Annotated in this window: 12 protein-coding genes; 6 read left to right on the forward strand and 6 right to left on the reverse strand. The window is 71.0% G+C overall.

Annotated elements, in window-relative coordinates; translation table 11 throughout:
* Positions 1-43: 43 nt before the first annotated feature.
* Together IF19_RS0109095 and IF19_RS0109100 are read right to left on the reverse strand one after the other, a co-directional pair.
* On the reverse strand, positions 44-310 hold the full coding sequence (locus tag IF19_RS0109095) for a protealysin inhibitor emfourin (protein ID WP_030119134.1): 267 nt from the start codon (positions 308-310) through the stop codon (positions 44-46).
* Between the two features lie 288 nt (positions 311-598).
* Positions 599-1,675 (reverse strand): M4 family metallopeptidase, encoded by a 1,077-nt coding sequence (locus IF19_RS0109100; RefSeq protein ID WP_030193689.1) that lies wholly within the window; start codon positions 1,673-1,675, stop codon positions 599-601.
* Between the two features lie 293 nt (positions 1,676-1,968).
* Between IF19_RS0109100 and leuA the strand changes: the two genes are divergently transcribed.
* The 4 genes from leuA to IF19_RS0109120 all read left to right on the forward strand — a co-directional run bounded on the left by leuA (position 1,969) and on the right by IF19_RS0109120 (position 6,382).
* Positions 1,969-3,756: a 2-isopropylmalate synthase gene (gene leuA, locus IF19_RS0109105; RefSeq protein ID WP_030119132.1), complete on the forward strand. Its 1,788-nt coding sequence runs from the start codon at positions 1,969-1,971 to the stop codon at positions 3,754-3,756.
* Between the two features lie 165 nt (positions 3,757-3,921).
* Positions 3,922-4,626 (forward strand): TerB family tellurite resistance protein, encoded by a 705-nt coding sequence (locus tag IF19_RS0109110; RefSeq protein WP_030193692.1) that lies wholly within the window; start codon positions 3,922-3,924, stop codon positions 4,624-4,626.
* A 91-nt stretch (positions 4,627-4,717) separates the two neighbouring features.
* The gene (gene recO, locus IF19_RS0109115; protein ID WP_006124319.1) at positions 4,718-5,464 is read left to right on the forward strand and encodes a DNA repair protein RecO; all 747 of its coding nucleotides are present in this window, start codon (positions 4,718-4,720) and stop codon (positions 5,462-5,464) included.
* 90 nt (positions 5,465-5,554) lie between these two features.
* The gene (locus tag IF19_RS0109120; RefSeq protein WP_030119129.1) at positions 5,555-6,382 is read left to right on the forward strand and encodes an isoprenyl transferase; all 828 of its coding nucleotides are present in this window, start codon (positions 5,555-5,557) and stop codon (positions 6,380-6,382) included.
* Positions 6,383-6,407: 25 nt separating this feature from the next.
* On the opposite strand, the gene IF19_RS0109125 is transcribed toward IF19_RS0109120, so the two are convergent.
* The 4 genes from IF19_RS0109125 to IF19_RS0109140 all read right to left on the reverse strand — a co-directional run bounded on the left by IF19_RS0109125 (position 6,408) and on the right by IF19_RS0109140 (position 9,737).
* Entirely contained in the window at positions 6,408-6,842 is a 435-nt protein-coding gene (locus tag IF19_RS0109125) for a Fur family transcriptional regulator (protein WP_030119128.1), read from the reverse strand.
* Positions 6,843-6,964: 122 nt separating this feature from the next.
* Positions 6,965-7,864 carry a metal ABC transporter permease gene (locus IF19_RS0109130; protein ID WP_030119127.1) on the reverse strand — a complete coding sequence of 300 codons (900 nt, stop codon included), beginning with the start codon at positions 7,862-7,864 and terminating at the stop codon, positions 6,965-6,967.
* Positions 7,864-8,670 (reverse strand): metal ABC transporter ATP-binding protein, encoded by an 807-nt coding sequence (locus IF19_RS0109135; protein ID WP_030119126.1) that lies wholly within the window; start codon positions 8,668-8,670, stop codon positions 7,864-7,866. The genes IF19_RS0109130 and IF19_RS0109135 overlap by 1 nt, the downstream gene beginning before the upstream one ends.
* A 38-nt stretch (positions 8,671-8,708) precedes the next feature.
* Positions 8,709-9,737 carry a metal ABC transporter substrate-binding protein gene (locus IF19_RS0109140; RefSeq protein ID WP_030119125.1) on the reverse strand — a complete coding sequence of 343 codons (1,029 nt, stop codon included), beginning with the start codon at positions 9,735-9,737 and terminating at the stop codon, positions 8,709-8,711.
* Positions 9,738-9,966: 229 nt separating this feature from the next.
* Here IF19_RS0109140 and IF19_RS0109145 point away from each other — a divergent pair, with 229 nt between their 5' ends.
* Positions 9,967-11,349, forward strand: coding sequence for a glycine--tRNA ligase (locus IF19_RS0109145; RefSeq protein ID WP_030119124.1), 1,383 nt, complete (start codon positions 9,967-9,969; stop codon positions 11,347-11,349).
* Between the two features lie 267 nt (positions 11,350-11,616).
* On the forward strand, positions 11,617-11,832 hold the full coding sequence (locus IF19_RS0109150) for a DUF6243 family protein (protein ID WP_030119123.1): 216 nt from the start codon (positions 11,617-11,619) through the stop codon (positions 11,830-11,832).
* The last annotated feature ends 68 nt before the right edge of the window (positions 11,833-11,900 follow it).

Genomic DNA, 11,900 nt, shown 5'->3' on the forward strand with positions numbered 1-11,900 from the left:
CTTTCCGGAGACCGCTGGGTGCCTCCGGCGGCCGGTGCCGATCTCACGCGCCCTCCTTGAGGACGCGTGAGATCAGCGTGCGCTGTGCCCCGGTCAGATCGGGGTCAGCGCAGTACACGGTGGTGCCGTCGACCGTGATCGCGTACCGGAAGCCGTCCGGGGCCCCGGTGGGCGGGGCGTCGCGGGCGCGGGAGAGGGCCTCCTCGGCGAGCGACCGCCAGGTGGCGGCGTCCTCCCGGCCCTCGGTGTCGAGTTCGCCGCTCCGGGCGATGCCGGCGAAGCCGCCGGTCCGGCTGACCTGAATACGCATGGGGTCCTGTCTATCGGGGGCCGGGCGGAGGCTCAACCCCGCCCGGTCGGCGGGCCGGTGGTCCCGCCCGCCCACCGGGGCGGCTGCCCGGTCGGCGGGCGGCAGGCCGGGCGGGCTCGGACGGCCCGCCCAGTCGGGCCCGGGGCGGCCGGACGGCCCGCGTCGGATCGGGCCCGGATGACCCGCCCGCGTCGAACCGGGCTCGGACGGCCCGCCCGCCTCGCTTCGGGCCCGGACGGGTGGCCCGCGTCGGATGGGGCCCGGCCGCCCCCGCCCGCGTCGGTCCGGTCAGGCCCGGGTGGAGACGCCCACCTCGGACCACGCCTTGAGGACCGCCTCCCGCTCGTCCGCCTCGCCGAAGCGGTCGCCCGCCGCCGCGACCGTCAGCCGGGCGAACTGCGCGAAGTCCGCGTTGGCCGTCAGCTCGCCGCCGGTCAGCACGTCGAACCAGATCTGCCCGGCGCGCTCCCAGGAGTTGCCGCCCAGCGCGGTGGCCGTGAGGTAGAACGCCCGGTTCGGGATGCCGGAGTTGAGGTGGACCCCGCCGTTGTCCTCCTCCGTCTCGATGTAGTCCTCCATCGATCCGGGCTGCGGGTCCTTGCCGAGGACGTCGTCGTCGTACGCCGTGCCCGGGGCCTTCATCGAGCGCAGCGCCTTCCCGCTGACCCCCGGCGCCAGCAGCCCGGCGCCGATCAGCCAGTCCGCCTGCTCGGCGCTCTGGCCCAGCGAGTACTGCTTCACCAGCGCGCCGAAGACGTCGGACACGGACTCGTTGAGCGCGCCGGACTGGCCCTCGTAGCGGAGGTTGGCGGTGTACTGCGTGAGGCCGTGGGCCAGTTCGTGGGCGATCACGTCGACCGCGACGGTGAAGTCGAGGAAGATCTCGCCGTCGCCGTCCCCGAAGACCATCTGCTCGCCGTCGAAGAACGCGTTGTTGTACTCCTGGCCGTAGTGGACGGAGCCGGTCAGCGGGAGGCCCTTGCCGTCGATCGAGCTGCGCCCGTACGCCGAGAGCAGCAGGTCGAAGGTGGCGCCGAGTCCGGCGTAGGCGCGGTTGACGCTGGCGTCGGAGGTGGGCTTCTCGCCCTCGTCGCGGACCTTGGAGCCCGGCAGCGTGGTGCCGTTCTCGCAGTCGTACAGCGTGCGGTGCGGTTTGGAGGGGACGGCGCCGGCGGTGTGCCGCGTCGGCGTCGCGGCGAGCGCCGTGATCCGGCGGTGGTCGCGGCGCAGGGCGTCGGCCTCCAGCGTGCGGCGGGCCGGATCGGCGAGCCGTGGCTCGGCCGACCGGGACAGGTGGTCGAGGACGTGGGGCGGAACGATGGTGCAGAAGACGGGGTTGAGCTCACCGTCGGTTCGAAGGTCCATACAACGACTGTGGCACTCCGTCACCGTTCTGTCACTGGTTGCGACGGTGATTGACGAAATGGAGTGATGAGTCACTGTTTTCCCGTCATCGATGCCCGATCCCGCATACTGATACGGACCGGCACCACGGGCCACACTCGGTTACGCTCGTCGCATCATGCGTTTCGGGCTGCTTCTCCTTAGCTGCCGCGGCGAGGGCCTGTAGTCGTAGGCCGACCCCCTCCCCGCGGAGTCTGGTGCTGCAGCGACACCGTCGGCCGACCCCATGTCGGACCCCCGAGGAGCCCTACGCCATGACCACCCCCGTGAACCCCGCCGGCGACGCCATCGGCCGCCCCACCCCGATCACCAACGCGACGCGGCTGCAGAAGCCGTCCGGGATGCCGGTCCACAAGTACCGCGGGTACGAGGCCGTCGACATCGCCGACCGCACCTGGCCGGACAACCGGATCACCGAGGCGCCCCGCTGGCTGTCCACCGATCTGCGCGACGGCAACCAGGCGCTGATCGACCCGATGTCCCCGGCCCGCAAGCGCGAGATGTTCGACCTGCTGGTGAAGATGGGCTACAAGGAGATCGAGGTCGGCTTCCCGTCCTCCGGCGAGACCGACTTCGCCTTCGTACGCTCCATCATCGAAGAGGGCGCGATCCCCGAGGACGTGACGATCTCCGTCCTGACGCAGGCCCGCGAGGAGCTGATCGAGCGCACCGTGGAGTCGCTGGTCGGCGCCCGCCGCGCCACCGTCCACCTGTACAACGCCACCGCCCCGACCTTCCGCCGCGTCGTCTTCCGCGGCTCCCGCGAGGAGGTCAAGCAGATCGCGGTGGACGGCACCCGGCTGGTCATGGAGTACGCCGAGAAGATCCTGGGCCCCGAGACGGTCTTCGGCTACCAGTACAGCCCGGAGATCTTCACCGACACCGAGCTGGACTTCGCCCTGGAGGTCTGCGAGGCGGTCTGCGACGTGTGGCAGCCGGAGGAGGGCCGCGAGATCATCCTCAACCTGCCCGCCACCGTGGAGCGTTCGACGCCCTCCACGCACGCGGACCGGTTCGAGTGGATGTCCCGCAACCTGACCCGCCGCGAGCACGTCTGCCTGTCGGTCCACCCCCACAACGACCGGGGCACCGCCGTCGCCGCCGCCGAACTGGCCATCATGGCCGGTGCCGACCGCATCGAGGGCTGCCTGTTCGGCCAGGGCGAGCGCACCGGCAACGTCGACCTGGTCACCCTGGGCATGAACCTGTTCTCCCAGGGCGTCGACCCGCAGATCGACTTCTCCGAGATCGACGAGGTCCGCCGCACCAGCGAGTACTGCAACCAGATGGAGGTCCACCCGCGCCACCCCTACGCGGGCGATCTGGTCTACACCGCCTTCTCCGGCTCCCACCAGGACGCCATCAAGAAGGGCTTCGACGCCATGGAGGCCGACGCGGCCGCCCAGGGCAAGAGCGTGGACGACATCGAGTGGGCCGTGCCGTACCTGCCGATCGACCCGAAGGACGTCGGCCGCTCCTACGAAGCCGTCATCCGGGTCAACTCGCAGTCCGGCAAGGGCGGTATCGCCTACGTCCTGAAGAACGACCACAAGCTGGACCTGCCGCGCCGGATGCAGATCGAGTTCTCCCGGATCATTCAGGCCAAGACCGACGCCGAGGGCGGCGAGGTCACGCCGGCCCAGATCTGGACCACCTTCCAGGACGAGTACCTGCCGAACGCCGAGAACGCGGGCGCGCGTTGGGGCCGCATCCAGCTGCGTTCCGGCCAGACCACCTCCGACACCGACGGCACCGACACCCTGACCGTCGAGGCGGTCGTGGACGGCGTCGACACCGTCCTGACCGGCTCCGGCAACGGCCCGATCTCCGCGTTCTTCGAGGCGCTGCAGGCCGTCGGCATCGACGCCCGCCTGCTGGACTACACCGAGCACACGATGAGCGAGGGCGCCAGCGCCCAGGCCGCGTCCTACATCGAGTGCGCCATCGACGGCAAGGTCCTGTGGGGCATCGGCATCGACGCCAACACCACCCGCGCCTCCCTGAAGGCGGTCGTCTCCGCCGTCAACCGCGCGGCCCGCTGACCCCCGAACGGCACGCTCCGAACCCCGACCGCCCGCTCCGGGCGGTCGGGGTTCGGCCATATCCGGGGGTTGTGACGTCCGAGAGGCTGACGCCGCGTCGCCGATGTGGCTAACATCACGTCCAACACACGGCAGTGTTGCCGGAGCGTTACGGAGGTGTGCGACGTGGGGTCGACCAAAGGACAACGCGCTCTGAGGCCGGTCCTCTGCGGCGTACGCACCGTCTGGGACGCCGTCGGCGACGGCGTCTTCTTCTGCTCGGGCTGCGGGGGAGACCGCAACTACCGCCACCTGACCGGCCGTCGCCGCCTCACCGTCCTCGGCGTCCCGCTGGTCGGCCGCGGCGAGGCCGAGCCCGTCGTCGAGTGCGCCGCCTGCCTCGCCCGGTACGCCCCCGAGGCGCTGGAGCACCCCACCACGACCCGGTTCTCGGCGATGCTGCGCGAGGCCGTCCACACCGTCACCCTGGCCGTCCTCGCCGCCGGCGGCACCACCTCCCGCACCGTCCTGGAGGCCGCCGTCGCCACCGTGCGCGACGCCGGGCTCGACGACTGCACCCAGGAGCAGCTGTACACGGTCGTCGAGGTGCTGGCCGCCGACACCGGGTACGGCTCCGGCGCCGACCCGGCCGCCGAGGCGTGCGGCCCGACCCTCGCCATCGAGCTGCACGAGGTGCTGGCCCCGCTCGCCCCGCACCTGGCCACCGCCGGCCGCGAGTCCGTCCTCCTCCAGGGCGCCCGGATCGCGCTGGCCGACGGGCCCTACCGCGCCGCCGAGCGCCAGGTCCTCACCACGGTCGGCACCGCCCTCCACCTCCCCGACGAGGACATCGCCCGGCTGCTGGCGGCGGCCGCCCGCACACCCTCGTAGCGCCGCCTCCGGACGCCCCCGCACGCCCTCGTGGCGCCCCGTCCCGGACGGGGCCGCCCGCCGTCGGCCCCCGGTGGGCGACAATGGGCCCATGAGCTTGTTCCGGGACGACGGCATCGTGCTGCGTACGCAGAAACTGGGCGAGGCCGACCGGATCATCACGATCCTGACCCGCGGCCACGGCCGGGTCCGCGCCGTCGCCCGCGGGGTGCGCCGCACCAAGTCCAAGTTCGGCGCCCGGCTGGAGCCCTTCTCCCACGTCGACGTGCAGTTCTTCGCCCGCGGCAGCGAGCTGGTCGGCCGGGGGCTGCCGCTCTGCACCCAGAGCGAGACGATCGCCCCGTACGGCGGTGGGATCGTCGCCGACTACGCCCGCTACACCGCCGGCACCGCGATGCTGGAGACCGCCGAGCGGTTCACCGACCACGAGGGCGAACCTGCCGTCCAGCAGTACCTGCTGCTCGTCGGCGGCCTGCGCACCCTCGCCCGGGGCGAGCACGCCCCCCACCTGATCCTGGACGCGTTCCTGCTGCGCTCGCTCGCGGTGAACGGGTACGCCCCCAGCTTCGAGGACTGCGCCAAGTGCGGAATGCCCGGACCGAACCGTTTCTTCTCGGTCGCGGCGGGGGGCGTCATCTGCGGTGACTGCCGGGTCCCCGGGAGCGTCGTACCCTCGGCACAGGCCCTGGAACTGCTGAGCGCGCTGCTCAGCGGGGACTGGGCGACGGCGGACGCGTGCGAGGCGCGTCATGTCAGGGAGGGGAGCGGGCTGGTGTCCGCCTATCTGCACTGGCATCTGGAGCGCGGCCTGCGCTCGCTGCGGTACGTCGAGAAGTGACGCGGTGCGTCGGGCGGACGACGCGACGCGTGGACAGGCCCCACCCCCATGGCCGGTGGGGCCACGTGACACAGGGAGACTGAGAAGCTCATGGCAGTACGCGGGATCCTCGGCGGCCGAAACCGGCGCACGTACCAGACCCCCGAGCCGCACCCCTCGGGCGCGGTGCCCCCGAAGATCCCGGGCGAGCTGGTGCCCCAGCACGTCGCCGTCGTGATGGACGGCAACGGCCGCTGGGCCAAGGAGCGGGGTCTGCCCCGCACCGAGGGCCACAAGGTGGGCGAGGGCGTCGTCATGGACGTGCTCAAGGGCTGCATCGAGATGGGCGTGAAGAACCTCTCCCTGTACGCCTTCTCCACCGAGAACTGGAAGCGTTCCCCGGAGGAGGTGAAGTTCCTGATGAACTTCAACCGGGACGTGATCCGCCGCCGCCGCGACGAGATGGACGAGCTGGGCATCCGCATCCGCTGGGTGGGCCGCATGCCCAAGCTGTGGAAGTCCGTCGTCCAGGAGCTCCAGGTCGCCCAGGAGCAGACCAAGGACAACGACGCGATGACGCTGTACTTCTGCGTCAACTACGGCGGCCGCGCGGAGATCGCGGACGCCGCGCAGCGCATCGCCCAGGACGTCGCGGCCGGGAAGCTGGACCCGTCGAAGGTCAACGAGAAGACCTTCCAGAAGTACATCTACTACCCGGACATGCCGGACGTGGACCTCTTCGTGCGGCCCAGCGGCGAGCAGCGCACCTCGAACTACCTGATCTGGCAGAGCGCGTACGCGGAGATGGTCTTCCAGGACGTGCTCTGGCCGGACTTCGACCGCCGCGACCTGTGGCGGGCCTGCCTGGAGTACGCCCAGCGCGACCGCCGCTTCGGGGGCGCGGAGGCGGTCGAGGCCGCGGAGGCCCTCAAGAAGTGACGCGGGGGACGCGGAAAAGGGGCGGCTACGCCTTCTTCTCGGCGCACTCCGCGCAGGTGCCGAAGATCTCGACGGTGTGCGCGACGTTCACGTACCCGTGCTGGGCGGCGATCGACTCGGCCCACTGCTCGACGGCCGGGCCCTCGACCTCCACCGCCTTGCCGCAGAGCCGGCAGACCAGGTGGTGGTGGTGGTCGCCGGTCGAGCACCGCCGGTAGACGGCCTCGCCCTCGGTGGTGCGCAGGACGTCGACCTCACCGGCGTCGGCGAGGGACTGCAGGGTCCGGTAGACCGTGGTCAGGCCCACGGAGTCGCCGCGGTGTTTCAGGACGTCGTGCAGCTCCTGGGCGCTGCGGAACTCGTCGACCTCGTCGAGCGCCGCCGCCACCGCCGCCCGCTGCCGGGTGGACCGGCCGCGTACCGGCGCTGCGTTCGTGCCACTGATCGGCGCCGTGGCCACAGGTGCCTCCTCGTGTCGCCCGTACATGTGTCGGGCCATTGTGCCAGCCCGGCCGGTCCCTCCCGGCGAACACGTACGGTGCGACTCCGTCACACACACCGCTGTCGCGGCCGTCGCGTCCCTCACACGCGTACGTCGTCCCGGTCCCGGCGGGCCTTCGGTACTTCCAGGGTGCACTCCGCGCCCTTCGTCTCGCTCGCCCGCGCCCGCCGCCGCGCGAGCGGAGCGGCGAGGGCGGTCAGGGCGACGAACACCGCGATGGCCAGCAGCACGATCGTCGCGCCCGGCGGAACGTCCTGGTAGTACGAGGTGACGGTGCCGGTGAGGGTGACGGCCGTGCCGATCACCACCGACAGCACGAAGGTGACCTTGAAGGACTTGGTGATCTGCTGGGCGGCCGCCACCGGCACCACCATCAGCGCGCTGACCAGCAGCAGGCCGACGACCCGCATTGCGACGGTCACGGTCACGGCGGCGACCACGGCGACCAGCAGGTTCAGAAACCGCACCGGCAGTCCGGAGACCCGGGCGAACTCCTCGTCCTGGCTGACCGCGAACAGCTGGCGCCGCAGCCCCACGGTGACCAGCACCACGAAGGCGGCCAGGACGCAGATCGCGACGACGTCCGACTCGGAGACGGTGGCGAGCGAGCCGAAGAGGTACGAGGTCAGGTTGGCGTTGGAGCCGCTGTCGGACAGGTTGATCAGCATCACGCCGCCCGCCATGCCGCCGTAGAACAGCATCGCCAGGGCGAGATCGCCGCGCGTGTGCCCGTACCAGCGGATCAGCTCCATCACCACGGCGCCGGCCACCGCGACGGCGGTCGCCATCCAGACCGGGCTGGTGGAGAGCAGGAAGCCGAGGCCGACGCCGGTCATCGCGATGTGCCCGATGCCGTCGCCCATCAGGGCCTGGCGCCGCTGCACCAGGAAGATGCCGATGGCGGGGGCGGTGATGCCGACCAGCACGGCCGCGATGAGCGCCCGCTGCATGAAGGGAGGGTTGAGGAATTCGAGGAGCATCAGGTCAGCAGTCCCGTCCGGACGGGCTCGGCGGCCGCGTGGGGGTGTACGTGGTCGTGGCCGGGCAGAGCGTGCTGGCCGACCGCCTCGGGCGGCGGGCCGTCGTGGGTCACACAGCCGTCGCGCAGGACGACGGCCCGGTCGATCAGGGGCTCCAGCGGGCCCAGCTCGTGCAGCACGAGGAGTACGGACGCGCCCTCGGCCACCTGGTGGCGCAGGGTCGAGGCGAGGATCTCCTGGCTGGCCAGGTCCACCCCCGCCATCGGCTCGTCCATGATCAGCACCTCCGGCTCGGAGGCCAGGGCGCGGGCGATGAGGACCCGCTGGTGCTGGCCGCCCGACAGGGCGCTCACGGAGTCCTTCGCGCGGTCGGCGAGGCCCACCAGCTCGATGGCGCGGTCCACGGCCGCCCGGTCCGCCTTCCCCGGCCACCGCAGCCGCGTACGGGACAGCCGGCCCGAGGCGACGACCTCGCGGATCGTGGCGGGCACGCCGCCCGCCGCCGTGGTGCGCTGCGGGACGTAGCCGATCCGGTCCCAGCGGCGGAAGCGGCGCAGCTCGGTGCCGAACAGCTCCACGCTCCCGCCGGTCAGCGGGACCTGACCGATGACCGACCGTACGGCGGTGGACTTGCCGGATCCGTTGGCGCCCAGCAGGGCGACGACCTCGCCGCGGTGCACGGTCAGGTCCACGCCGCGCAGCACGGGGCGCGAGCCGAGGGTCGCGGTCGCGTCGCGCAGGGCTATGACGGGCTCCTGGAGGGCCTCGTGGGCCTTCTCGCCGAGGGTGCTCCCACGCTCGGGCATGAGCGCCTCCGATCCGGTGGTGGTGCGGGCGGTAGGGGTCACTTCGCGCCGAGGGCCTTCTGCAGCGCGGTGAGGTTGGACTCCATGACCTCGATGTAGTCAGCGCCGCGGGACTTGTCCGTGATTCCCTCCAGCGGGTCCAGGACGCCGGTCTTCAGGCCGGTGTCCTTCGCGAGGGTCTTGGCGGTCCTGTCGCTGGCGAGCGTCTCGAAGAAGACCGTGGTGGCCTTCTCCTTCTCCGCGATGGTGTGGATCTCCTGGATGCGCGCGGGGCTGGGCTCGGCCTCGGGGTCGATGCCCGCGATGCCCTGCTGGGTGAGCCCGTAGCGCTCGGCGAGGTAGCCGAAGGCGGAGTGGGTGGTGATGAAGGTCTTGGTGGCGGTGTTCTTCAGCCCGCTCTCGTACGCCGTGTTCAGCTTGTCCAACTCGGCGACCAGGGTCTCGGTGTTCTTCTCGTAGTCGGCGGCGTGGTCGGGGTCGGCCTTCTCCAGCGACTTCCCGACGCCCTTGGCGACCTCGGCGTACTTCACCGGGTCCAGCCAGATGTGCGGGTCGGCGCCGCCCTCCTCGCCGTGGTTGTGGCCGTCGCCCTCGGAGTGCTCCTCGTGGGCTTCCTCGCCCTCGTGGCCGTGCTCGTCCGCGTGCTCCTCGCCCTCGTGGCCGTGGTCGTGGCCGCTGACCTCGGAGCCGTGGTTCTCCAGCGTGGTGAGGGTCGCGGCGTCGACGGTGTTCTTCACACCGGACTGCTTGATGGCGTCGTCCACGGCGGGCTGGATGCCCTTGAGGTACAGGACGTAGTCGGACTCGCTGATGGAGCCGATCTGGCGCGGGGTGAGTTCCAGGTCGTGCGGCTCGACGCCCGGCTTGGTGAGGCTGGTCACGGCGACGTGCTCGCCGCCGATCCGCTCGGCCAGGAACTGCATGGGGTAGAACGACGCGGTCACCTTCAGCTTGCCGCCGTCGCCTCCGTCCGCCGCGTCGGAGGTGGAGCAGGCGGAGAGAGCGGTCAGGCCGAGGGCGACTGCTCCGGCGACGGCGGTGGCGGGTATGAGGCGGCGTACGTTCATGACAGTCATTTTCAACAAAACTGGAAACGATTGTCAACAAGGCTGATGAGATGCCCGGAAGATCACGAGACGGCCGCGCGGGATCCCGTACGCCCTTACCGATTTGATATGAGGGGTGCGCCCGCCGGTACCCTGAGCCCTTCGCCCGCCCGTATCCCGAGCACCACCCCCCACCGAGGCGCTTCGCGCCGCACCTGTCCAGATTCCAACGTCGTATGAAGAGAGCACCGTGGCCGCCGACAAGATCGACACCATCGTCAGCCTGAGCAAGCGCCGTGGCTTCGTCTACCCCTGCAGTGAGATCTACGGCGGCCAGAAGGCCGCCTGGGACTACGGGCCGCTGGGCGTCGAGATGAAGGAGAACCTGAAGCGCCAGTGGTGGCGCTACATGGTCACCGCGCGCGAGGACGTGGTCGGCATCGACTCGTCGGTCATCCTCGCCCCCGAGGTCTGGGTCGCCTCCGGCCACGTCGCCACCTTCTCGGACCCGCTGACCGAGTGCACCTCCTGCCACAAGCGCTACCGCGCCGACCACCTGGAGGAGGCGTACGAGGAGAAGCACGGCAAGCCGCCGGTCAACGGCCTCGCCGACCTCAACTGCCCCAACTGCGGCAACAAGGGCACCTTCACCGAGCCCAAGCAGTTCTCGGGCCTGCTCTCCACCCACCTCGGCCCGACCCAGGACTCCGGCTCGGTCGCCTACCTGCGCCCCGAGACCGCCCAGGGCATCTTCACCAACTTCGGCCAGGTGCAGCAGACCTCGCGCAAGAAGCCGCCGTTCGGCATCGCGCAGATGGGCAAGTCCTTCCGGAACGAGATCACTCCGGGCAACTTCATCTTCCGGACCCGTGAGTTCGAGCAGATGGAGATGGAGTTCTTCGTCAAGCCGGGCGAGGACGAGGAGTGGCAGCAGTACTGGATGGACCAGCGCTGGAACTGGTACACGGACCTCGGCATGCGCGAGGAGAACATGCGCTGGTTCGAGCACCCGAAGGAGAAGCTCTCCCACTACTCCAAGCGCACCGCCGACATCGAGTACCGCTTCCGCTTCGGCGGCAGCGAGTGGGGCGAGCTGGAGGGCGTGGCCAACCGCACCGACTACGACCTCAAGGCGCACTCCGAGGCGTCGGGCACCGACCTCGTCTACTACGACCAGGAGGCCAACGAGCGCTGGACGCCGTACGTCATCGAGCCCGCGGCCGGTGTCGGCCGCGCGATGCTGGCGTTCCTCCTCGACGCCTACGTCGAGGACGAGGCCCCCAACGCCAAGGGCGTCATGGAGAAGCGCACCGTGATGCGCCTCGACCACCGCCTGGCCCCGGTCAAGGTCGCGGTCCTGCCGCTCTCGCGCAACCAGCAGCTCTCGCCGAAGGCCAAGGGCCTCGCCGCCGACCTGCGCAAGAACTGGAACATCGAGTTCGACGACGCCGGCGCCATCGGCCGCCGCTACCGCCGCCAGGACGAGATCGGCACCCCGTTCTGCGTCACCGTCGACTTCGACACCCTCGACGACAACGCGGTGACCGTGCGCGAGCGCGACACCATGAAGCAGAAGCGCGTCTCGCTGGACCAGATCCAGGCGTACCTGGGTTCGCGTCTGCTCGGCTGCTGACGCCCGTACGACGCCGAGGCCCCCGGCCCTCCGGACCCGCTCGACGGTTCGCAGGGCCCGGGGGCCTCTCGGCGTCCCGGGGCCGCGACCGGAAAATCCGGTGCGGCGCGCTCGCGGCGCGCGGTACGGTTCCCGCATGTCTTCGTTCTTCCAGATCTACGAGTGAGAGCGCGGCGGGTGCGCACCCCCCGCCGCAGCCCGGGACCGGCCCGGCCGGGACCCGATCACCTGTCCTGACTCACTTCACCTTCCGTACGGGAGAACACCATGGCCAAGACCCGCAACAACCTCCTCGGCGTCGGCGGGCAGCGCAAGAAGCTGTCCCGCGCCGACCAGCAGGGCGCGGGCGCCGCACGCACCGCCGACCGCAAGGTCGCCGAGGACAAGAAGCAGGAGCTGGTGCGCAAGATGCGTGAGCGCGCCGAGGCGCAGGCGCCCGCCACCGCCGAGGCCGACGGGAACGCGACCGCCGCTCAGAGCTGACGCCCGAGCGGCGACGCGCCCGTACGACCGCGCACGCCACCCGCAGGACCGTGGGCCCGGATCATCAG

It is taken from the genome of Streptomyces californicus, assembly GCF_000717645.1.
GTDB lineage: Bacteria > Actinomycetota > Actinomycetes > Streptomycetales > Streptomycetaceae > Streptomyces > Streptomyces californicus.

Excerpts from the sequence above, each read along its gene's own strand:
- IF19_RS0109095 (WP_030119134.1), bottom strand. The coding sequence starts at position 310 with ATGCGTATTCAGGTCAGCCGGACCGGCGGCTTCGCCGGCATCGCCCGG.
- IF19_RS0109100 (WP_030193689.1), bottom strand. The coding sequence starts at position 1,675 with ATGGACCTTCGAACCGACGGTGAGCTCAACCCCGTCTTCTGCACCATC.
- leuA (WP_030119132.1), top strand. The coding sequence starts at position 1,969 with ATGACCACCCCCGTGAACCCCGCCGGCGACGCCATCGGCCGCCCCACC.
- recO (WP_006124319.1), top strand. The coding sequence starts at position 4,718 with ATGAGCTTGTTCCGGGACGACGGCATCGTGCTGCGTACGCAGAAACTG.
- IF19_RS0109120 (WP_030119129.1), top strand. The coding sequence starts at position 5,555 with ATGGCAGTACGCGGGATCCTCGGCGGCCGAAACCGGCGCACGTACCAG.
- IF19_RS0109130 (WP_030119127.1), bottom strand. The coding sequence starts at position 7,864 with ATGCTCCTCGAATTCCTCAACCCTCCCTTCATGCAGCGGGCGCTCATC.
- IF19_RS0109135 (WP_030119126.1), bottom strand. The coding sequence starts at position 8,670 with ATGCCCGAGCGTGGGAGCACCCTCGGCGAGAAGGCCCACGAGGCCCTC.
- IF19_RS0109140 (WP_030119125.1), bottom strand. The coding sequence starts at position 9,737 with ATGAACGTACGCCGCCTCATACCCGCCACCGCCGTCGCCGGAGCAGTC.
- IF19_RS0109150 (WP_030119123.1), top strand. The coding sequence starts at position 11,617 with ATGGCCAAGACCCGCAACAACCTCCTCGGCGTCGGCGGGCAGCGCAAG.